This is a genomic window from Hydrogenophaga intermedia, from assembly GCF_023715105.1.
GTDB lineage: Bacteria > Pseudomonadota > Gammaproteobacteria > Burkholderiales > Burkholderiaceae_C > Hydrogenophaga > Hydrogenophaga intermedia_A.
Window position 1 is genome coordinate 141,507 of record NZ_JAMBNO010000005.1, and the last position, 21,109, is coordinate 162,615.

At 60.9% G+C, this 21,109-nt stretch carries 17 protein-coding genes, 1 pseudogene and 1 other annotated feature; of the genes and pseudogenes, 2 read left to right on the forward strand and 16 right to left on the reverse strand.

Annotated features, from left to right (window positions below):
* The first annotated feature begins 22 nt into the window (after positions 1-22).
* A pseudogene (locus M3149_RS06390) lies at positions 23-1,283 on the forward strand (IS3 family transposase).
* Positions 329-446: a sequence feature (AL1L pseudoknot), on the forward strand. Its footprint overlaps the pseudogene before it by 118 nt.
* Before the next feature lie 171 nt (positions 1,284-1,454).
* Here M3149_RS06390 and M3149_RS06395 read toward each other — a convergent pair.
* Entirely contained in the window at positions 1,455-2,312 is an 858-nt protein-coding gene (locus tag M3149_RS06395; protein WP_251708494.1) for an FkbM family methyltransferase, read from the reverse strand.
* 73 nt (positions 2,313-2,385) lie between these two features.
* Here M3149_RS06395 and M3149_RS23010 point away from each other — a divergent pair, with 73 nt between their 5' ends.
* The gene (locus M3149_RS23010; RefSeq protein ID WP_285886604.1) at positions 2,386-2,514 is read left to right on the forward strand and encodes a hypothetical protein; all 129 of its coding nucleotides are present in this window, start codon (positions 2,386-2,388) and stop codon (positions 2,512-2,514) included.
* 17 nt (positions 2,515-2,531) lie between these two features.
* On the opposite strand, the gene M3149_RS06400 is transcribed toward M3149_RS23010, so the two are convergent.
* From M3149_RS06400 to M3149_RS06470, 15 genes are all read right to left on the reverse strand, one after another.
* A complete protein-coding gene (locus M3149_RS06400) occupies positions 2,532-3,461 on the reverse strand; it encodes a glycosyltransferase family 2 protein (protein ID WP_251708495.1) in 930 nt (309 codons plus the stop codon).
* Positions 3,462-3,691: 230 nt separating this feature from the next.
* On the reverse strand, positions 3,692-4,582 hold the full coding sequence (locus M3149_RS06405) for a glycosyltransferase family 2 protein (protein ID WP_251708496.1): 891 nt from the start codon (positions 4,580-4,582) through the stop codon (positions 3,692-3,694).
* A gap of 270 nt (positions 4,583-4,852) precedes the next feature.
* The gene (locus tag M3149_RS06410; RefSeq protein WP_251708497.1) at positions 4,853-5,815 is read right to left on the reverse strand and encodes a polysaccharide deacetylase family protein; all 963 of its coding nucleotides are present in this window, start codon (positions 5,813-5,815) and stop codon (positions 4,853-4,855) included.
* Positions 5,812-7,122 (reverse strand): putative O-glycosylation ligase, exosortase A system-associated, encoded by a 1,311-nt coding sequence (locus tag M3149_RS06415; RefSeq protein WP_251708498.1) that lies wholly within the window; start codon positions 7,120-7,122, stop codon positions 5,812-5,814. Before M3149_RS06415 ends, M3149_RS06410 begins: the two co-directional genes overlap by 4 nt.
* A gap of 172 nt (positions 7,123-7,294) precedes the next feature.
* Positions 7,295-8,485: a glycosyltransferase family 4 protein gene (locus M3149_RS06420; RefSeq protein ID WP_251708499.1), complete on the reverse strand. Its 1,191-nt coding sequence runs from the start codon at positions 8,483-8,485 to the stop codon at positions 7,295-7,297.
* A 34-nt stretch (positions 8,486-8,519) separates the two neighbouring features.
* Positions 8,520-9,740: a UDP-N-acetyl-D-mannosamine dehydrogenase gene (gene wecC / locus M3149_RS06425; RefSeq protein ID WP_251708500.1), complete on the reverse strand. Its 1,221-nt coding sequence runs from the start codon at positions 9,738-9,740 to the stop codon at positions 8,520-8,522.
* On the reverse strand, positions 9,730-10,881 hold the full coding sequence (gene wecB / locus M3149_RS06430; protein WP_251708565.1) for a non-hydrolyzing UDP-N-acetylglucosamine 2-epimerase: 1,152 nt from the start codon (positions 10,879-10,881) through the stop codon (positions 9,730-9,732). The genes wecC and wecB overlap by 11 nt, the downstream gene beginning before the upstream one ends.
* A 5-nt stretch (positions 10,882-10,886) precedes the next feature.
* On the reverse strand, positions 10,887-12,104 hold the full coding sequence (locus M3149_RS06435; protein WP_251708501.1) for a TIGR04063 family PEP-CTERM/XrtA system glycosyltransferase: 1,218 nt from the start codon (positions 12,102-12,104) through the stop codon (positions 10,887-10,889).
* Between the two features lie 12 nt (positions 12,105-12,116).
* Positions 12,117-13,274 carry a TIGR03088 family PEP-CTERM/XrtA system glycosyltransferase gene (locus M3149_RS06440; RefSeq protein ID WP_251708502.1) on the reverse strand — a complete coding sequence of 386 codons (1,158 nt, stop codon included), beginning with the start codon at positions 13,272-13,274 and terminating at the stop codon, positions 12,117-12,119.
* Positions 13,267-15,177, reverse strand: coding sequence for an XrtA/PEP-CTERM system amidotransferase (locus M3149_RS06445; RefSeq protein ID WP_251708503.1), 1,911 nt, complete (start codon positions 15,175-15,177; stop codon positions 13,267-13,269). Before M3149_RS06445 ends, M3149_RS06440 begins: the two co-directional genes overlap by 8 nt.
* Positions 15,178-15,179: 2 nt before the next feature.
* On the reverse strand, positions 15,180-16,799 hold the full coding sequence (gene xrtA / locus M3149_RS06450) for an exosortase A (protein ID WP_251708504.1): 1,620 nt from the start codon (positions 16,797-16,799) through the stop codon (positions 15,180-15,182).
* Entirely contained in the window at positions 16,792-18,039 is a 1,248-nt protein-coding gene (locus tag M3149_RS06455; protein WP_251708505.1) for a TIGR03087 family PEP-CTERM/XrtA system glycosyltransferase, read from the reverse strand. Before M3149_RS06455 ends, xrtA begins: the two co-directional genes overlap by 8 nt.
* Before the next feature lie 11 nt (positions 18,040-18,050).
* Positions 18,051-19,085 (reverse strand): FemAB family XrtA/PEP-CTERM system-associated protein, encoded by a 1,035-nt coding sequence (locus M3149_RS06460; RefSeq protein ID WP_251708506.1) that lies wholly within the window; start codon positions 19,083-19,085, stop codon positions 18,051-18,053.
* Between the two features lie 9 nt (positions 19,086-19,094).
* Complete coding sequence (locus tag M3149_RS06465; RefSeq protein WP_251708507.1) at positions 19,095-19,961, reverse strand: XrtA system polysaccharide deacetylase; 867 nt, start codon at positions 19,959-19,961, stop codon at positions 19,095-19,097.
* A 3-nt stretch (positions 19,962-19,964) separates the two neighbouring features.
* Entirely contained in the window at positions 19,965-21,107 is a 1,143-nt protein-coding gene (locus tag M3149_RS06470; protein ID WP_251708508.1) for an XrtA/PEP-CTERM system-associated ATPase, read from the reverse strand.
* Positions 21,108-21,109 lie beyond the last annotated feature (2 nt).

Genomic DNA, 21,109 nt, shown 5'->3' on the forward strand with positions numbered 1-21,109 from the left:
TTTTCTCTGAGACGATTGAGCCATGAACAAGAAGTCGAACAAGTTCTCACCCGAAGTGCGCGAGCGCGCCGTGCGCATGGTGCAGGAGCATCGGGGCGAGTACCCGTCGCTGTGGGCGGCCATTGAATCGATCGCGGCCAAAATCGGCTGCGTGCCCCAGACGCTCAACGAATGGGTCAAGCGCGCCGAGATCGATTCGGGTGCGCGCGAGGGCATCACCACCAGCGAGTTGCAGCGCCTGAAGGAACTCGAGCGCGAGAACAAGGAGCTGCGCAAGGCCAACGAGATCCTGAAGCTGACCAGCGCGTTCTTGTCGAAACTACGCTTTCGCTTGTCTTCGCCCAGGCGGAGCTCGACCGCCGTCTGAAGTCCTGAAGGGCTTCATCGATCAGCATCGACGGGCATACGGGGTCGAGTCGATCTGCAAGGTGCTGCAGATCGCCCCGTCTGGCTACTGGCGCCACGCCGCTGCGCAACGCAACCCGGCCCTGCGATGTCAGCGCGCCCAGCGCGACAGCACCTTGACGCCACACATCGAGCGCGTGTGGCACGCCAATATGCAGGTCTACGGCGCCGACAAGGTCTGGAAGCAGATGAACCGCGAAGGTATCGTGGTGGCGCGCTGCACGGTCGAACGGCTCATGCGCCGCCTGGGCCTGCAGGGCGTGCGCCGTGGCAAGGTGGTGCGCACCACCATCAGCGATGGCAAGGCGCCATGCCCGCTGGACCGGGTCAATCGAGTCTTCAAGGCCGATCGGCCCAACCAGCTCTGGGTCTCGCACTTCACCTACGTCAGCACCTGGCAGGGCTGGCTGTACGTGGCCTTCGTGATCGACGTGTACGCGCGGCGCATCGTGGGCTGACGCGTGAGCAACACGATGCGCACGGACTTTGTTCTGGATGCCTTGGATCAAGCGCTCTACGACCGCCAGCCCGAGCGCGACGGCAGCTTGGTTTGTCACTCCGACAGGGGGTCACGATACGTCAGCATCCGCTACACGGAGCGACTGGGCGAGGCGGGTATCGAGCCCTCAGTAGGCAGCAAGGGCGACAGCTACGACAACGCCCTGGCCGAGACCATCAACCGGCTGTACAAGGCCGAGCTGATTCACCGCCGGGCACCCTGGAAGACCAGGGAATCGGTGGAACTGGCCACCCTGCAATGGGTGTCTTGGTTCAACCATTAACGATTGCTCGAACCCATCGGCTACATCCCGCCAGCAGAGGCTGAGGCAAACTACTGGCGGCATCTCGCCAATCAGGACTCCATGGCGGAGGCCTGACTTAAACCAACCGGCCTCCACGAAAGCCGGGGCGGATCAGACCTCCTCAAAGCGTGTACCGAACTCAACCTGCTTGAGGGCAAAGACAATTTGCTCCTCGGTGAAAATTGCACTACCTCACAACCTGCTCCTGCCCCAACGTAGCGTTGATCATGCTGGAGTTGTCTGTAACTAAATAGCTCGAAAACTTGGGACTGGGTCAGCTACAGCGAATTTACAAGAGATGTTTTGCAAACACCAAGTTGCGCTGCAACGTCTCAGTTTTTCGCTCATTTGCCCAAGCATTTTCATTTTTCGATTGTGGATATCGTAGATGTACGAGCATCCGTATTGCTCTATGAATTTAAACAACTCATCCTCATTGCCGTATATTTCTCGCATGAAAGAATCAGTAACCTCGCACAACACGATAGGTGCATCATCACCAGAAAGGAGTGCCGACGCACCACTCAGCGCAAGCAACTCCGCACCTTCGACGTCTAACTTAATAAGCCGAATCGATGGTTTTGAAGCGAGAACCTGATCGACACGTCGCGTTTCCACGGTCCACCCTTTATTCGTCTCCTGCACAGCACGCATGGAATTTTGCCCGGAAATTCCCCCTGCGCCATGCTGATAGATAAACACACTCCCTTCAGCCTGAGATGCAGCGCACTCATGGACTCGAACATTTGTCAGGCTATTTCTCGCGATATTCTCTCGCAACAACTGCGCTGTTGTAGGAACTGGTTCAAATGCATCAACTTGTCCATCCTTGCCCACAATATTCGCAGCAAGCAGCGTGAAGTACCCGGCGTTGGCTCCTATATCAACAAACCTATCCCCGGGACGGAGAATTCGCCGAATAATATGAGTCTCATCAGGCTCCCATTCACCCCAAAGATAAATAAAGCGGTCAATGTACTGCTCTGGCCTAAGCACCATCTTAAGGCCCATTAATGTTGTATAAATTCCGGGCTCAAAATACCCTGCCCGTAGACGAGGGCTGGCTATAGTCCAGAGCTTCCATTTTCCCGGATGGTCTGGCACATGGGAGAATTATGCACGAGCAATAAACGCTGCAAATTTCATCACGAATGATACCCCTTCAGTTAACCGCGAATTGTATATTCAATTCGACCCCTTCAGCGAACTTAAAAGAAGCAATACGGCGCAGCTCAAACAAGCTCAAGAAGTTAAGGTCAATGCCAACAAAACCGACAGCATCCTCGTCATGGCAATGCGCCGCTGAGTCGGGCGCAGCAAAGTTCAACGGAACAGAAGCGTAGCGATAAAATTTTTCCAACTCAAACAAGAAAAAAGATCCCAACGAATCGCATGAAGCGCGCTGTGAATAGCTTGCAACTTTTGCCCGTGACGTCGGTAGAAAAATGTATTGGAATGCGCAAACGCTCTAATATTGGCGATCAATTGCTCTTGATGCCCAATAAACAATGGGTCATCCAAAAGATCCTGATACGCCGCAACAGCATCACGATAGATTGGACTCCCGGAATTCGTTAAACTGCTCAATCGCTGCCTGTAATAAGAAATGCTTTTGGGCACGAATAGCATTTGATCAACAGAAGCTGCGACACGCAACCATAGATGGCTATCTTCCGCAGACATAAGCTTTTCACTGAACCCGGATAACGCTCTGAGCAACTGGGCTCGAATCATCACGCAACCCGTCCAAGTTAGGGATGCCACGAGAAAGTGTTTGATTGGATCAAATATTAGCGTAGGTTCAAGTCGAAAACCTAAGTCTCCGTGAACGCAGGCTCTCCAGTGCGCGTTGGTTTCGGAGAATGGATGACCACTCAAATCTTCATCGGAGTTGAACTTGATAAAATCTCCGCCGATAAACCAGCAACCAGGGTATGCACTGGATGCACTGACACGAGTTTCTAACGCACTTTCATCGAAAAGATCATCGCCATCCAAGAAAGCGATCCAATCACCACGCGCGATGTCGATTCCAGTATTTCTAGCACCGGAGACCCCCTTCGATCGCTGGTTACGGACAAACTTTATCCGCTCATCGCGATTTGCCCATTTCTGAACCAGTGCTGGGGTGTTGTCAGTAGAACCGTCGTCAACTACCAATACCTCCCAGTCAAGAAACGTCTGCCCAACGATTGATTTCAATGTCCTATCAATGTAATCACCCAAATTAAAGACGGGCACGATAATCGACACAAGCGGATTTGTATTCATATCGTTAGACATAAGACACTAAAGATCGCCACAGCGATGGATGGCACTAGCAATCGAAATATAACGCGGGCAAGGCTAATGCCGCCCCAACCTTCAACGCCTAGACTACTGCAATCGAGAAACTATTTTGGAGTCTCCGCTCCTTCCCGCACACGATACACAGACTGCGCCAATGCATTTGACGCAAATAGAAATCCAGTAGACTCATCTGATCAACCTCGGATCCGGGCGCTCAGCACTCGCAACGCATGAATGCCGACCGATGGGAATTTCATTATTGACTTGACGGGGGCGAAAAAGAATGCACGTATTAGCAAATCCAGCCGAAGGTTAATAAAATTGCGGAGATATAGCGATAGCATTACTTCGGCACGATCACGACGGCCCATTGTCGAGGGAATAGCGCGAAGTATTACATTTGTAGTGAGCGTTTGGATTATCGCCGCCCGGCTATTGGTCAGACTTCGGGGATGCTTGCGATACAGATATAGGTCTTCTGCTAGATGCAAGAATTTAAAGCGTGCCGATGCACGCAGCCAGAAATCGAAATCCTCAACGCCGAATAACTCGGCGTCATAGCCTCCGAGCTCATGGTCCACCTCTCGGCGATAGAGAAAACTTGCCCCGACATGATTGCCCATCAATAGCCCGCGGCGCCCACTGGTACTTACGAACTCGATCACATTTCCCTCGGGGTCTATCACGCTATAGTCCGAATGAACTATTGAGAACTGAGGGTTTGCATCAAGAGTATTTACAAGCTTTTCCAACATGGTCGGACGAAGCAAATTATCGTCGCTTGTCCAAGAAAAATAGGAGCCCCGCGCCATTGAGAAACCATGGTTAAGCGCCGCAGGAAGACCGACATTTTGCTCCAGATGAATCACGCGGATCCGTGGATCAGCGGCTGCGGCTTCGGTCAAAATGGCGAACGACTGGTCTGAGGATGCATCGTCTACACAAATAAGTTCATAATCAGTAAAGCTCTGCTCAGTCACAGAAGCAATCGCATCAGCGAGATAAGTCGCTCCGTTATGCACCGGCAATATCAACGACACCTTTGGCGACACAGTTGAAATTGACAGAATTTCAGTACTTTTCATCTCGATCCTTTTTGATGTCGAAGGCACACCATCCTCAATTGGAATAATTGACACATTTGACTATTCGAAGTCGAGCGACCTATATACTTCGCGCCATCAGGTTTTGAAGCTTAAATCCAGCTAAATAGCCTCGCAAGAGCACGAAATACAAACGCACTTGCATAGATACGCCCGAACCACGAGACTAATTGACCACCTCGCGGAAGGCACCGCAGTTATCTCTATGCTCTGCAGGTTCAATCTACATCCAAGATTTGTAATCGATATCTACTAATCCAGGCCTTCAGGTATCTGTACCGGCCTCTCCAACAAATTACGTCCAGTTTGGAAAGTTGCGTGCCAATCGCGCTTGGCCCATGGGGTGAAGCGTGGGATCTGGAACGGCGATGTCGTTGGGTTGGCGACGCCCCAATGAGTGGTGACCGCATAGGCGTAACCGGCACGTCGCACCGCATCCACGTGGCGACTGGAGAAATCGGCATTGGGCCGACCATTGGGGTACGCAAATCCAGCAATAACCCCTCCCACAATAGACTGTAATTGCTCTCGCACACCCGCAACTTCTTTCACAATCTCCTTCTCGTCGCAGAGATTAAGAATTGGATGATTTATGGTGTGGCCACCGACTCCAAAACCAAGGCTATGCAGGTGTCGCAACAGAGCCTCGGACATACGCGGCAGCGCCTCAGGTTGCACGCCAGCGGCAGCCTCCAGCCGCAGTAGGGCCTGCTCTCTAGCGGCCAGCGTGAGGTATTTCAGTTCTTGCTCTAGCCGCACCACCAGCGCTTGCCGATCAGTCAGAGTCGCTGTGCTCAGATTTGCCATCGAGGGAATACCGAGATCGAGCAAAGTGCTGGGCAGCGAGCGCACCGCTGCCTGAATGCGTTCATGCCATAGCGGCAGCCCGCCAAGCTGGCCGGTGGTGATAAAAAAGGTAGCGTGGAGGTTGCGCTTTTGTAAAGCAGGCAGCGCACCGGTCATCCAGTCGGCATAGCCGTCGTCAAAGGTAATGCAGGCGGCGCGTCGCGGCAGTCGGCCACGCTGCAAGCGCTTCACAGCCTCTTCCAGTGGCAGCACATTGAACCGGGACAAGGTGTGATCCAGCAGATATTCGAAGCGGTCCAAGGTCAGGTCATGGGGCACCAGCGGATCGCAATGCAGTGGCACCTTGTGAAACAGAAAGACCGAGAGTTTGTCTTTGGATAGGGATTGCAGAAGCAGTTGGGAGATCAAGGTTTCCTCCCAAGTCTGGCTGCAGCATGCGCGCGCGACACATGCAGACGGAGCAATTCCATGAGCATCACGATCATGTAGATCACTTCTAAGTAGGCAAGACTTACCGATGCCCCACCCACCAAGTACGCCAACACCGACAGCATGAGCATGTCCCCCATATCGCGCGCCCACTGAAACGCCGGCCCCAACTGGGCGACCATACGTTTTATGGTGAAGCGGCTCCAAAGGGCGCGCAACATCATGAATAAAAACAAGCCTAAACCCACAAATCCCAAGTCACCCAATACCTCAAAGTAGATACTGTGCGCTGCCTTAGCAGCATAGTCAGGCACAGGAAGATTCAAGAAGCCCAGCAAGCTGGGTGCAGTCTTGAAGGTGTCCCAAATGGACTGCACCTGCACTGCGTGGAAGCCGCCGCCAAACACGGGATTGGCTAAGGCGATGGCAGAGCTGATTTTCCAGGCCATTACCCGGCCCATGAATGAACTGTCTTCGTCCGCCTCTTTGATGGTAGACAGGCGGCTGGTGACGTCTTCCGGCGCAAACGCCATAAAACCCACCACGGCGGCCACCACAAGCGTCAGCGCGAGGCCTTTGCGCCGGGTGGTCAGGACCAGCCATAGGCCCACCACCGACACGGCGATGAACCCGGCCCGTGAACCACCGCTCAAGATGGCCAACACCACGAGGCAAAAGCTTCCCAAGTAGGCCAATCGCAGGAATCGATTGGCTGCGTAAGTCTGCAGATAGAAAAGTATCGGCAAAGCCAGCGCCAATGTTGTGGAGAGATGGTTGCGGTCTGCAAGCATGGTCCCGGCAGGCCCGAGCATATTGTGCGCGCCAGCCGACGCCACTGATTTCAAGCCGTTCAATACACCGTGAATACCAAGGCCCAGCGCAATGACGAGGAACATGGCATGAAGATGCACGCGCTCCCTAACGAAGAAAGGCATTACCAGCGCAAACAACAGCCCTTTGATGAGGATCTCATAGTACTGAGCGTTGTTGGGGTTGTTGCCGTATCCAAACAAGAAGCTCAGCGTGGCGAGCAAGGCCCAAAGCAGATAGAGCCAAGTAACCCGGTTGGGCTGGTAGTCGTGCCACCTCACCTTTCCCAGCAAGATAAGCCCCAAAGTAAGTACGGCGAACGTCAGATTAATCCGGGCATTGGTCATGAACCCGTAAAAGTAGGCTGTAGGCACAAGTAGCCCTGTCCAACCCCAGAGCAGGTAGGCATTGAAGGGTCGCATGATAGCTAATGGCAAAACGCAAAGCACCATCAACGCAAAAACAGCATCACGCATGCTGTGCTCCGAAGCCTGACGGCGACTGCCCCTTATGAACGACCATCTTTGTCGTCCCGATAGGAGAGCAGGCCAAGATCGTCGCGCTTGGTGTCATCAGTTTCAAACTTGAAGACACGCCAGCAGAGATAGGCCATAACGAACATGTCGGCCGCCAAAATTATGGCTTCCATTAGGCGGTACCTTTTGCAGGATTAATCACCCGGGTGAACAAACGCAATTGCCCTTGCGTGGTCGCGTCCCAAGAGAAGGTCTCGGCGTGGGCACGCGTGTATTCCCGTCTATGCAAATGGGTATGTAGGTCCATCCATGCAGCGGCCAGCGCCGCGGGGTCGCGGCGGGCCAGCAGTGCCCCAGCGGCGGGGGTGCTCACCACCTCAGGTGTGCCCCAAATGTTGGTGGCGATGACCGGTGTACCGCAGGCCATGGCTTCCAGCAGCACGTTGGCCCAGCCTTCGCGGCTGCTGCACAGCGCCAGCACATCGGCCGCGCTGTACCACCATTTCAGTTCCGTCTGCGGCACCACGCCAGCCCAGCGCACGCGATCGGCCACGCCCAGGCGGGCGGCCAGGGTCTTGAGTGCGCCCTCCTCCGGCCCCGCACCCGCGATGAGCAATGTGACGCCGGGCAGGCTGGCCAATGCTTCGATGGCGATGTGGTGACCCTTGCGCTCGATGAGGTGGCCCACCGACAGCAGGTATCGGCCTTGCACGGGCAGGCCCAGCCGCTCACGTGCAACGCTGCGGTCTTCAGGTACGAAGCGCTCCAGATCCACGCCGTTGCGCAAGGTGTGGAGTTTGTCGGGCTGCGCGCCGAGTTCACGCAGGCTGTCCATGAGGGCCTGGCAAACGCCGATGGACGCGCTGGCGCGCTCGGCGGTTTGCAGGATCCAGCGGCGCGGCAGGGCATATTGCGGAATGAGGTTCAGGTCTGTGCCGCGTGCGGTCACCACAAAGGGCTTGCCCAGCCAGCGCGCCAGCAAACCCGCGGCTACGCCATCGGGGTAGTAGTAATGGGCGTCGATAAGGTCGAAATCAAACCCCTCGCGCTGCAGGCGGCGAACCGTGGGCAAGGCGCCCAGGGCCATGGCCAGCGGGGCGAGCGTCATGCCGACTTTGGGCAGCAACAGATAGCGCGGGTGGTGCACGTCGATGCCGTTGCGCACCTCATGCTTCGGCGTGGCGGCAAACTGCGCGTATTCGCCAAAGCGCTTGTTGGTGGACGGAAACCACGGAACGGGCGCCACCACCTTCGCCTGCACCTCCCCCGTCTTCAGCAATTCACGAAGACGAGTTTCCACAAAGATGCCGTGAATGGGGCGCACGCTGCTGGGGTACAACGTGGAAAACAGCAAGGTCTTCATGGGAATGGCTTGGCGACAGGACGCTGAAGATCACTCAGCGAAATACGCCCTTGGTGTCAATGACCACCTTGTCCTTGATGACCTCGGGGTCGATCTCCTTGAACTCCTCGTGATCGACCAGCAGCAGAAGGATGTCCGATTCCTTCAACACGTGTTTGAGTTCATACAGTTCAAAGGGCACTTTGGCGGCCGATACATTGGGATCGCATGCAAGGATTCGCCCAATGCCGCTGTTCACCAACTCCTGCACAATGTCCATGGAAGGTGACTCACGCATGTCATCGATGTTGGCCTTGAATGTCAAGCCCAGGCAGCCAATGACAGGCTCACGAAACCGACGCGCTTTGGTTCGTACTTTGTCGATGACCCAGTGGGGTTTCGCGTCGTTCACTTCGCGGGCCGTGCGGATCAGGCGCGCCTGCTCCGGCGCGCTGGCCACGATGAACCAGGGATCGACGGCGATGCAATGACCACCTACGCCCGGACCTGGTTGGAGGATGTTCACTCGGGGGTGGCGGTTGGCCAGGGAGATGGTTTCCCAGAGGTTGATGCCCAGTTGATCACATACCAACGACAGCTCGTTGGCGAAGGCGATGTTGACATCCCGAAACGAGTTCTCCACCAACTTTGACATTTCCGCTGTGCGGCTGTCTGTCTCAAGAATCGCGCCGTTGCAGAAGGTCTTGTAGAGAGCTTTGGCCTTGGTTACGGCGGCCTTGGTGGTGCCTCCGATGATGCGGTCGTTGTCCACCAGCTCGCGAAGGATCTGGCCAGGCAAAACCCGCTCAGGGCAATGGGCTGTATGGATCTTTCCTGCGAGTTCGGGACGCAGGGAAACGATGATTTCCTCGATGCGCTCGGTCGTTCCCACTGGCGATGTGGACTCCAGAATCACCAGGTTGTCTTCACGCAGAAAAGGCGCTATGGCCCGGGTGGCGGCCTCCACGTATGCCAGATCGGGAGCCTTGGGGTTGCCGTTCAATTCTTTGAATGGTGTAGGCACCGCCAGGATGAAGGTGTCACCCTCCTCCGGCGTCATCGACGCCTTGAGATTGCCACTGTTGACGGCAGACTTCACCAGGATGTCGAGGTCGGGCTCAACGATGTGAATACGGCCGGAATTGATGGTGTTCACTGCTTGCTCGTTCACATCGACACCCAACACCTGATGGCCTTTTGTGGCCAACATGGAGGCGGTGGGGAGCCCGATGTAACCGAGACCCATCACAACGATTTTCTGAAGTTCACGCGCCATGGAAGCGCTCCTTTTTTATGTTCGATACGGACTGAACAATTCGCTGAACAGCATGACCGTCGCCATAGGGGTTGTGAGCGCGGGCCATGGTGTCGTAGGCGGACGGGTCGGCAAGCAGGCGCACGGCTTCCGCCACAATCTTGTGACGGTCGGTACCCACCAGGCGCACCGTGCCGGCATCCACAGCCTCTGGCCGCTCGGTGGTTTCGCGCATCACCAGCACTGGCTTGCCCAACGACGGGGCCTCTTCTTGCACACCACCCGAGTCCGTGATGATCAGGTGCGCCCTGTCCATCAGGTAGACAAACGGCAGATAGTCCACCGGGTCGATCAGGTGGACGTTGCTGAGACGCCGGGCAGCCAGGATGTCTTGCACCGGTTTGCGGACGTTGGGGTTCAAATGCACCGGGTAAAGCACATCGACTTCCGGATGCGCTGCAGCGATGTCGGCCAGTGCCAGGCAAATGTTCTGGAAACCCTCACCAAAGTTTTCGCGACGGTGACCCGTTACAAGGATCAGCCGTCGATCGGCCTTGAGGAATGCAAACTCGGTATCCAGACGCTGCCGCAACGACTCGTCAGCACGCAACTTGGCCACCACGGCCAGCAACGCATCGATGACTGTGTTGCCGGTGACGTGGATGTGGCTGTCTGGGACACCCTCGCGCAAAAGATTGGCCTTCGCTGCCGCGGTGGGCGCGAAATGAATGTCGGCCACCGCACCCGCGACGCGGCGATTCATTTCTTCAGGGAACGGGGCCCATTTGTTGCCGGTTCGCAGACCTGCTTCCACATGGCCCACGCGCGCCTGTGTGTAATAGGCAGCCAGGCTGGCGGCCAGCGTGGTTGACGTGTCGCCATGCACCAGCACCAAGTCGGGCCGCTCTGCCGCCAGCACCGGCTTCATACCTGTCAGGATGTTGGCCGTGATGTCAAACAGATCCTGGCCTGGCTTCATCACATTCAAGTCATGGTCTGGCTGAATGTCGAAGAGGCGAAGCACCTGATCGAGCATCTCGCGGTGCTGCGCTGTGACGCAAACAACCGTCTGAATCTCGGGCGCTGCCTGCTGCAGGGCCTTCACCAGCGGCGCCATCTTGATGGCTTCCGGCCTCGTGCCGAACACCACCATCACTTTCATGGGGGTCATGCGCGGGCCTCCGATCGGGTGATCCGCTCGAACACAGGTTTGTAGTTGGCCACGCTGTTCTTCCAGTTGCGTACCGTTTCCACGAACGTCCGCCCGTTCGCCTTCAGGTTTGGCCAGATGTCGGGGCGGGCCAATAGATCCAGCACCGCGCGCGCAAGCGCATCCTTGTTGTCGGCCTCAAAAAGAACGCCTGTCTTCATGTGCTCCACCAGTTCGCGATGCCCGCCCACGGATGAGGCGACAAAGAGCTTTTGCTGGGCCATGGCCTCCAGCGGTTTCAGTGGCGTTACCAGTTCGGTGAGTCGCATGGAATGCCGCGGGTAGGCCAGAACATCGATGAGGTCGTAGTACCGGTTGACATCTTTGTGCGGCACACGCCCTGCAAACCTCACATGGGCGTCAAGCTTCAAGCGGGCAACTTGTTCACGCAGACGGCCTTCTTCGGGCCCCCCGCCGACGAGCAGCAAGGCCACAGCGGGGTTGGATTCCAGAATGGTGGGCAGAGACTCGATCAACAGGTCCAGCCCCTCGTAGGCATAGAAAGACCCAATGAACCCAAGAACGACCTTACCCTCCAAACCGTGCGTCCGCTTCAATGCCGCATCCGGCGGCTGGGAGGCCTGAAAAGTCTCGGTGTCCACCGCGTTGGGGACAACGGTCACCTTGGCGGGATCAATGCCCCGACGCGCAATATCGGCACGCAAACCTTCGCAGATCGTGAACACATGATCGGCTTTGCGGATGGCCCACGTCTCGAGTGCCCGGGTCAGGCGGTAGCGCAGGCTTCCCTCGCGCGTGGTGCCATGGTCAACTGCGGCGTCCTCCCAGAAGGCGCGGATTTCGTACACCACAGGAATGCCCAGTTCACGCCCCACCCGAATGGCAGGGACCGCATTGAGAACAGGGGAATGGGCATGGATGACATCGGGTCTCACCCCATCAGCCACCTCGCGAAGCCGCCGCGTCATCTGGGCGATGAGCCGCAGCTGCCCCAACAGGGGCCAGGCATCCGTGGCGCCGGGCACCATCGGCGTGCGAAAGAAGTCCAGACCGTCCACCGATTGAAGGTCGGCCTCCGTCCTGCCCTGCTTGGGTGAGGTCAGGTGAAAGGTCTCCCATCCCAGTGCGCGCTGCTCGCGCAACAGGGAGACTGTGCGAAAGGTGTACCCGCTGTGCAACGGTATGGAATGGTCAAGGACGTGAAGGATTCGCATACGAGAGGTGCGTCATGCAAGCGCGTCGCCACCGAACAGATGCTGGTATTGCCGCACCATGCCGCTCATGCCGAAACGCCGCGTGGCCTGATCGCGGGCAGCGATCCCTTGGCGTGTCAGCACGTCGGGTTGATCAAAGGCCTGTGTCAAGGCCTGCGCGAGAGCGAGCTCGTCGTCGGGCGGTACCAAGTGGCCGGTGACGCCTTCGTTCACCAGATCTGGTGTTCCTCCCACAGCGGTGGCCACCACCGGCAGGCCGCAAGCCATGGCCTCCTGCAACGTGCAAGACGTTCCTTCGGCCTGCGACGGCAGCACGAATAGATCGAGCGCCCGCAAAACGTCAGCCACGTCGTGCCGGGCGCCAGGCAGCCACGCAAGATCGGCCATGCCGGCCTCGGCCAGCACCTGTTCCACCTCGGCGCGCAGCGGGCCCTCGCCCACGATGACCAAGCGAGCGGTGCCGCGCATGGCGGGCTTCTCGCGCAAGGCGCGCACAAAAGCGCGGGCCAGCAAGGGTTGGTTCTTGACGGTCTGCAGGCGGCCCACGGTACCTACCAGCCAATGGCGACCGGGCTGGAAAGGGCAGCCAGACACAGGGTGACGTTCGCCGCGGGCGGGGGCGAAAGTTTCTGTGTCCACGCCGTTGGCAATCAGTCGACGCCGGGTGACGGGTACGCCAATGGCGCGGGCCAGGTAGTTGTCCAGGTCGCGCGAGACAGCCACGTACTGACTGACGAAGGGCTTGTACAGACGGCGCAGGCGTTGGTACCGCAGGTTTCGGCCATTGGGATCGTGCGCATCCCAGCCATGCTCGGCGTGCACGCGCAGGGGAACGCGCGCCAGCCATGCGAGGGGCACGACTTCCAGCGCGGCCAGATTGCAGGTGTGGAGCACGTCGGGGCGCAACTCTCGCAGCAGTCGATAGATACGCGGATAGAGCGAAACGGCGTGGCCCGGTGGTTTGTTCAGTTCGATGAAGCGCACATCTGGGCGGCACACGCGCTGCTGAAACTCGCTCACGGTGGTGAGGGCCACCACGGTGTGCTCGAAGCGATCGGCAGGCAGGCGGTTGATGAGCTGAACGATCACGTTCTCAAGCCCGCCCACGCCGAAGCTATAGACCAAGTGCACGATCTTCAGGCGACGGCCATGCCCCTGTGTGTCAGCCATGAGTCGCGCCTCCCACGCCCACGCGCAAGAACGCCTCGAACATGACCAGCATCCATAACGGCGTTGCGTGGTCGCTGGTACCTGCCTGGTGCTGGTCGAGCAGCTTGCGCAATTCGTCGGGCTGGAACAGGCCGGTGTCGAGCAGGCGGGGGCTGGTCACCACATCGCGGGCGCGCGCAGCCAGCGGCCCGCGCAGCCAGCTGGCCAAAGGCACCGAGAAGCCCATCTTCGGCCGGTACAGCACGTCGTTCGGCAGCAGGGGCTCCATCGCGCGTTTGAGCAAGGCTTTTCCTTCCCCACCGTCGATCTTGTGGTGGCTGGGCAGTGTGGCCAGCCATTCCACCAGCTCGTGGTCCATCAGCGGCTCGCGCACCTCCAGCGAGTGCGCCATGCTGGCGCGGTCGACCTTGGTGTTGATGTCGCCCACCAGCCACGTCTTGTAGTCGATGTACTGGATCAGCGCGAGGGGGTCGTCGGTGCCCGCATGTCCGGCGGCGTTGCGGAACACCTCGATGGAGCTGTAGCCGCCCAGTTCACGTTTGAAGTGGTCGGAGTAGAGCGCGTCGCGCTGCGCGCTGCGCAGGTGGGTCATGCTGTGGTGGTAGGCCTGCACCGTGTCCATGGCCAGGGCCTGAAGCGTGGTTTTGGCGCGCAGCGGGCGTGGCGCCCAGTCGGCCTTGGGGTAGAGCTGGCCCAGCGCGCCAAAGAGCGGGCGGCGCAGCGCCATCGGCAGGCGGCCGCGCAGGGCCTGCTCGCCCAGGTGCATGCGGTAGCGGCGGTAGCCACCAAAACTTTCGTCACCGCCATCACCCGAGAGCGCCACCGTCACGTGCCGGCGCGCCATTTCGCACACGCGGTAGGTGGGCAACGCCGAACTGTCGGCAAAGGGCTCGTCGTACAGCCAGGCCAAGCGGTCGATAAGGCCGAACTGGTCGCTGCCCACGACTTCGAGATGGTGGTCGGTGCGGTAGCGCTCGGCCACCTGTTGCGCAAAAGCGGATTCGTTGAACGCCGGATCGTCGAAGCCGATGGCGCAGGTCTGCACGGGTTGTGCGGACAGGCCGGCCATGGTGGCCACCACCGCGCTTGAATCCACGCCGCCCGACAGGAACGCGCCCAGCGGCACGTCGGCGATCATGCGCAGCTCGACGGACTCGCGAAGGCGCTCGCGCAGTTCCACCTGTGCGTCGGCGTGCGACACCGGGTTGTCCTGGGTGAAGCGCACGTCCCAGTACGGCACAGGTTGGGGCCGGCCGCCGCCGCCCCGGCGCAGCGTGAGCGTGTGCGCCGAGGGCAGCTTGTGCACGCCCTGGTAGATGCAGCGCGGATCGGCCACGTAGCCGAGCGAAAAGTATTCCTCCACGGCCAGGGGGTCGATGCGGCGCTCGAAGGCCGGGTGCGCGGTGATGACCTTGAGCTCCGAGCCGAAGATGAAGCTGCCGTCGCTGAGCCAGGCGTAGTGCAAGGGCTTGACGCCGAGCCGGTCGCGCGCAAGGAACAGGGTCTGTTGATGCCTGTCCCACAGCGCAAAGGCAAACATGCCGCGCAGGTGCTGCACGCAGGCAGCCCCCCAGGCACGCCAGGCGTGCACGATCACCTCGGTGTCGCTGCGGGTGCGAAAGCGGTAACCCAGCGCCTGTAATTCGGGCACCAGTTGGCGGAAGTTGTAGATCTCGCCATTGAAGACGATGGCGACGCTGCGGTCTTCGTTGAACAGCGGCTGGTCACCGGTGGACAGGTCGATGACCGACAGCCGCCGGTGCCCCAGGGCCAGCCCGGGCTCCAGGTGCAGGCCGTCGGCGTCCGGGCCGCGGTGCGATTGCACGTCGTTGATGCGCCGCATCAGCGCCGGATCGAAGGGGCGCAGACCCTGGGGATCGAAGAGGCCGGAGATGCCGCACATGATCAGCGTCCGGCGTGGCGCGCCCGCAGGGCGGCCTGCAAGGCCGGACCGTGTTCACGCACGAACTGGCCCAGGCGTGCATCGGCCTGCTCGCGCGCCTGCGGCTCGGGCAATGACGCGTCCAGAGGGGTGTAGACAGCGATGATGGCGCCGTCATCGCCCCAGAAGCGCAAGCGCCCGAGTGCGCCCTGCACTTTGGCCACGGCGTCGCTGGCGGTGTAGGTGTCGTTCACCCAGTACCAGCGCCACACGCGCAAGCGGGCGGCGCCAGCCGTGGTGAGGCCGCTGCGTGCATCGCGCAACACCGCGGCGCTGACGCTGATGGTGCCCTGCCCTGCTTCGGCCTGCGCGCTGCCGCCGCTCACGCGGGCCCACAGTTCGTCGTCGCTGCGCACGAGCACGTTCTCGGAGCTCACGAGCTTGCGCTGGTAGTCCTGCTGGCGGTAGTAGTGCAGGTGCAGACCCACGGGGGGGCCCGAAGGCTGTGCGTACCCTTGATGGGATGCCGCAGATGCATGGTCGAAATCGGGTACCCAGTCGCTCGGGACAGGCGTCTCGCGCCATGCACCCTGCGCCGCGACGACAACAGGCGCTACCGCATCGCTGCGCGTACCCATGGCGATGACGGCGTTGGCTGCGTGGGGGAGCACAAGCACCAGCAACACCGCAGCGGCCGCGCCCAGCCAGGCCGGGCGGGCCGTGCCCGCCCCGGGCGGCGGGGACATGGCCACCGTGCCATTGGCGCCCGCACCGACGGCCACAGGGCCGGTCTGGTCGGCCCAGCGCGCGCCGATCCACAACATGATGACGATGACCACGCCGAAGAACACCCAGCCGTAGACGAGGTGGTCGACCCCGGTGGCCAGCTCGTTGCCTGAGAGGTGCCCGATCATGACGATCATGTAGGCGCGCAGCCAATTGGCCACCAGCGGCACGGCAATGGACACCCCCACGAACACCAGTTGGCGCGTGCGGCTGCGATAGCTCAGGTGCGCAAAGAGGCTGCCCACCGTGACGGAAGCAATCAGGTAGCGAATGCCGCTGCAGGCCTCCACCACCGACCAGCTGCCGCTGGGGATGACGAATTGCAGGCCCTCGCGATAGACGGGCACGCCAGTCGCGCGCAAGGCAGCCACCGTGAAATCGGCGGTGTGCTCCATCAACATGGGCAGCATGAAGTCGCCAATGGGCACCGCGAAGAACAGAAAGCCCAGGGGAAAGGCCAGCTGTCTTGCCACAGCCCAACCCAGCACGGCTGGCACGCTGAGCACGATGAGCGCCACCAACGCAAACTGCGTGGCAGCGTTGACGGCCACCAGATCGCCGGCCAGCCAGAGCCCGGCCATGCCCAGCATGAGCAACCAGGCCAGCGGTGCTGGGCACGGTTGCATGGGCGCGAGCACGGCGCGCTGGCGCCACACCAACCACGCGCTGATCAGCGGCACCACAAAGCCATGGGCGTAGGTGTCGGAGCGAGACCAGATGCCGGCCATGCCGATGGCGGTGTTGCCATAGAGCAGCAACAGGGCTACGAGCAGCACAGCCCAGGTAGCGAGCCAGGGGCGCCAGTGGGCAGGCAGTTGCATCGCGCGCATCTCGCGCAGGACACGCAACTCAGGCATGGCACGCTCCCGCTGGGTTGGCCGCCTCGCGCGGCGGGTGGTCATCAATGGGCAGGTGGTCGTCGATGGATCGCAGATGGGCCTGCCAGCTGTAGCGTTGCTCGACGAAGCGGCGGGCGCTTTCGCCCAACGCCGTGCGCCGTGCGGCATCACGCAACAAACCGTCGAGCTGTTGCACCATTGCAGTGGGGTCGTCAGCACGCAGCAGACCCTGGGTGTCGGTGGCGCCGATGGCCTCTGCACAAGACGACACCGTGACCACTGGCTGCTGCATGGCCATGGCCTCGAGGATCTTGTTCTGGATGCCGCGGGCCACACGCAGCGGGGCCACCACAGCGCTGGCGTGCTGCAGGTAGGGGCGCACGTCGGGCACCGTGCCCGTGACCAGCACGTGGTCACCCGCCAGTGCGCGCACGGCAGCCGTGGGGTTTCGCCCGACGATGCATAAACGCAGCCCGGGGTGGCGCTGGCGAAGGCTGGGCAGTACGTCCTGCACGAACCAGGTCACACCGTCGACGTTGGGCCAGTAGTCCATGGCGCCGGTGAAGACGACGGTCGGCCCGCCATCGGCAAACGGGCTGGGGCGATCGGCGGCCGGGCGGAAGTAGCCCGCGTCGACACCGTTGCCCAGTGCCTGCACGCGGCCTCGCGACTCCGGGGCAAGACCTTCGAACAGCGCGCACTCTTGCGCCGTGACAAAGAAACTGCGGCGGGCAAGTTGCGCCAGGTCACGCTCGTGGGCGAGCAAGGTGCGCCCCTCACGCCGGTAGACCCATGACATCGGCCAACCGTGCTGTGCGGCGTACTGCGTCCATTTGGCCGAATCGGCGTCAACGAAATCCAGCAACATGGGTACGCGGGGCAACAAGGGCACGGCATAGGGCCCCATGGCCGATGAGAACACCACGCTGGCCGCGATGTCATGACTGGCCACCGTCTGGCGCACCCAGGCTTGAAGACCGGCGTCGCGGTAGTAGGCCAGCGTGAGGGGCTCGCCGCGCAACAGGCCATTGGCGCTGCGCAGCCGGGCCAGCCGAGGGTTCAAACGGGCCACGTGCAGGTCGGGGCACAACGCGCGCAGGGCATCAAGGTGCTGCTCGTCCGCCGGGTCGTCGATGAAGGTGCCCAGGAACACGCGGTGGCGTTGCTGCAGGTGGCGCAGCAGGTGGTAGGAGCGCACCTTGTCGCCCTTGTCGGGCGGGTACGGCATGCGGTGCACCAGGTACAGCAGGTTTGCCATCGCCCCTGCCCTCAGCCCAGGTTGCGCACGATGTGCGGACCAAGCCAGTTGGCCACCGGCAACGGCAGCCGTCGCCAGGCCTCGATCATCAGCCGGTACTTCGGGTTGGCCGGGTTGTTCTGGGGAATGGCATCGCGCTTGAAGAGCTGGTACTCGTAGTGGAGTTGCGTGGGCTCGAAGCCCCAGTTCTTCTTGAACGCGTAAGGACCGGTGCCCACCTTGCTGCGGCCGTAGTCGAACACCTTGAGACCGCGCCCACAGGCGCGGCGCATCAGTTCCCAGTACTTGAAATCGTTGGCCGCCAGATCGCGCGCGGCCAGGTCATCGCCCGCGTAGTACGGCAACACCTCGTCGCGGAAGTAGAAGCTCAACACGCTGGACAGCGCCCTGCCCTCGGCGCTGCGCACGGTCAGCACTTCGCAGTCGGCCCCGAAAACCTCTCGCAAGGCCTCGAAGTAGCGCCGGGACAGGGCCGGCGTGCCGTGCCGATGCACGTTGTCGGCGTAGAGCGCGAAGAAGGCATCGACGTCGTCGTCGATGGTGGACACCAGGCCGTTCTTGATGCCCTTGCGCACCATGGCGCGCTGCTTGCGCGGAATGGCCAGCATGTTGGCTTCCTCGGTGGCCTCGATGGGCTTGCGAAAGGTCACGTAGAGCGCTTGCTCCGGCCATTCGGGGCGACGGCGCTGCAGGTGACGCAACTCGAGGTGCTCGACGCCCAGCCGTTGCGCCAGACCACGAGCGTGGTCGAGCAAGGCGCCGGTGGCGGCATCGTCGAGTGCGGCAATGCCGCCATAGGCGGCGAAGGGCAAGCTGCTCAGCGAGCGGCCGAACAGCCGACTTTGCACATGCGCCAGCGGCAGGATGCCGCGCAATTGATCGCCCTCGACCGCCTGGAGAAAGTGGGTGTCGTGGCGGAACACCTCGCGGATGAGGCGCTCCCAGCCGGCGCGATGGAAGAAGGTCGCGTCGGGGCAAGAGGCCACAAAGGCCTCCCAGCGCGCCACCTGCGCCGCATCAGCGCCATCGAGCCGAAGCACCTGCATGCGTGATCCTCAGGTGTTGGCCACCGTGGCAGGCGACGGGGCGAGGAAGATGCGATCCATGCGATCCCAACGCAGGTCGTCGAGCAGGCGGCAAAGCTTGGCCTCGTTGCGCGAGAGGTTCACGTAGTGGCGAAAGCGCGTCTTGATGTCGATGCCGGGCACGCGGGGTTGCTCGGGGTCGATCTCCCAGGGATGGAAGTAGAAGATGGCGGGTTCGCCATCGCGTTGGTTCACCGATTGCAGCAGCCAGCGCGAGACGGCATAAGGAAACAAGCGGAAGTAGCCCCCGCCGCTGGAAGGTAGGTTGCGGCTGAAGAGGCGAACGGTGGTCGGGGGGATCTCGATCAGCCGGTTGCGGATGCGGTGCGCGAAACGCGGCGCATCGGGCATGCCGTAGTGATCGTGTCGCACCGGGTAGATGCTGGAGCTGTACCGATAGCCCACGTCTTCAAGCACATCCAGCGCCCACAGGTTGGCTGCGCCGATCGAGAAGCTGGGTGCACGGTAGCCGAGCACCGGTTGGCCGCCGATGTCTTCGAGCAGGGCTTTGGCGTGGGTCACGTCGTGCCGGAAGGCGCGCGCGTCGAGCTCGGTGACGCGCTGGTGGCCATAGCCGTGGCTGGCGAGCTCATGCCCCTGGGCGACGATGCGCCGCACCAGCGCGGGGTAGCGCTCGGCGATCCAGCCCAGCGTGAAGAAGGTGGCCTTGATGTCGCGCTCGGCCAGCAGCGCGAGGATGCGGTCGACGTTGCGCTCGACCCGGCATTCGCAGCGGTCCCAGCTCTTGCGTTCGATGTAAGGGGCGAAGGCCGAGACCTGGAAGTAATCCTCGACGTCGATGGTGAGGGCGTTGGCGCGGCGGGTCGGCATCAGCATGGCTCAGCCCTCCTGGGATTCGTTGGCGTCCTGGGAGCCGCTGCCACGGGCCTTGCGGTTGGCCGCCACAATCTTGCGCAAGGTGCCGAGGATGGCAAGGCTCACCCGTTCCTGGCGCAACACACTGCGCTCGATGCGCAGCAGGCGCGCGCTGAGATGCTCCGCCGTCACCTCGTTGAGGTGCTCGCTCATGCTGTCGATGACGCCCGGGTCGATGTCGAGTTCGAGAGGAAGGACTTCATCCGTCAGCGTGGGCAGTTGCGTGCGCGCAGCCGGCTTGCTGAGACCGTTCCAGCGCCGTTCTTCGGTGTTCTCGATCACCGCGTTGCCGGAGCCGCTTTCGGCGCTGAACTCGGCCACCACCTCTTGCAGGGCCGCTGCGTCGAGCCGGGTGGTTTCAGAAAGAAAGCCTTGCAGCAACAACCGGTCCATCAGGAGGTTGATGCGACGCGGAATACCCCCGGATTCGTGGTGCAGCAAGGGGTAGATCGCGGGATCGATGACGGGCTTGTCGGTGGCGCCGGCGCACTTGAGACGATGCTCGACATAGCCCCGCGTGTCCTCCTCGTCGAGCGGCCCCAGGTGGCAGCGGGCGGTGACGCGCTGGCGCAGTTGCAGCATGCGCGGGCCTTGAAGGATGTCGCGGAATTCGGGTTGGCCGATCAGGAAGGTCTGCAGCAGGGCCTGATCGCCGAACTGAAAGTTCGAGAGCATGCGCAGTTCTTCCACGGCCTGCGGCTGCAGGTTCTGCGCCTCGTCGACGATGAGCAGGCAGCGTTTGCCTTGCGAGACCTGTGTGATGAAGAAGGCCTCAAGCGCCATGAGCAGATCGGCCTTGCCATGGCTCTTGACCGTGACGCCAAACGCGGCACACACCAGCTTGAGCGCGTCTTCGGCTCCCAGCTGCGTGCTGACGAGCTGGGCGGCCACCACGGTACCGTTTTCGAGGCTGTCGAGCAGATCGCGCACGATGGTCGTCTTGCCGGCGCCCACCTCGCCCGTGATGACGATGAAACCCTCACCGCGCATGACCCCGTAGACCAGATAAGAGCGCGCGCGGCGGTGCGGCTTGCCGCTGAAGTAGAACCGCGGATCGGGGTTGAGCTGGAACGGCTTGCTGCTCAGGCCGTAGAAGGCTTCATACATGG

Excerpts from the sequence above, each read along its gene's own strand:
- M3149_RS06405 (WP_251708496.1), bottom strand. The coding sequence starts at position 4,582 with ATGAAAAGTACTGAAATTCTGTCAATTTCAACTGTGTCGCCAAAGGTG.
- M3149_RS06415 (WP_251708498.1), bottom strand. The coding sequence starts at position 7,122 with ATGCGTGATGCTGTTTTTGCGTTGATGGTGCTTTGCGTTTTGCCATTA.
- M3149_RS06420 (WP_251708499.1), bottom strand. The coding sequence starts at position 8,485 with ATGAAGACCTTGCTGTTTTCCACGTTGTACCCCAGCAGCGTGCGCCCC.
- wecC (WP_251708500.1), bottom strand. The coding sequence starts at position 9,740 with ATGGCGCGTGAACTTCAGAAAATCGTTGTGATGGGTCTCGGTTACATC.
- wecB (WP_251708565.1), bottom strand. The coding sequence starts at position 10,881 with ATGAAAGTGATGGTGGTGTTCGGCACGAGGCCGGAAGCCATCAAGATG.
- M3149_RS06435 (WP_251708501.1), bottom strand. The coding sequence starts at position 12,104 with ATGCGAATCCTTCACGTCCTTGACCATTCCATACCGTTGCACAGCGGG.
- M3149_RS06440 (WP_251708502.1), bottom strand. The coding sequence starts at position 13,274 with ATGGCTGACACACAGGGGCATGGCCGTCGCCTGAAGATCGTGCACTTG.
- M3149_RS06445 (WP_251708503.1), bottom strand. The coding sequence starts at position 15,177 with ATGTGCGGCATCTCCGGCCTCTTCGATCCCCAGGGTCTGCGCCCCTTC.
- xrtA (WP_251708504.1), bottom strand. The coding sequence starts at position 16,799 with ATGCCTGAGTTGCGTGTCCTGCGCGAGATGCGCGCGATGCAACTGCCT.
- M3149_RS06455 (WP_251708505.1), bottom strand. The coding sequence starts at position 18,039 with ATGGCAAACCTGCTGTACCTGGTGCACCGCATGCCGTACCCGCCCGAC.
- M3149_RS06460 (WP_251708506.1), bottom strand. The coding sequence starts at position 19,085 with ATGCAGGTGCTTCGGCTCGATGGCGCTGATGCGGCGCAGGTGGCGCGC.
- M3149_RS06465 (WP_251708507.1), bottom strand. The coding sequence starts at position 19,961 with ATGCTGATGCCGACCCGCCGCGCCAACGCCCTCACCATCGACGTCGAG.
- M3149_RS06470 (WP_251708508.1), bottom strand. The coding sequence starts at position 21,107 with ATGTATGAAGCCTTCTACGGCCTGAGCAGCAAGCCGTTCCAGCTCAAC.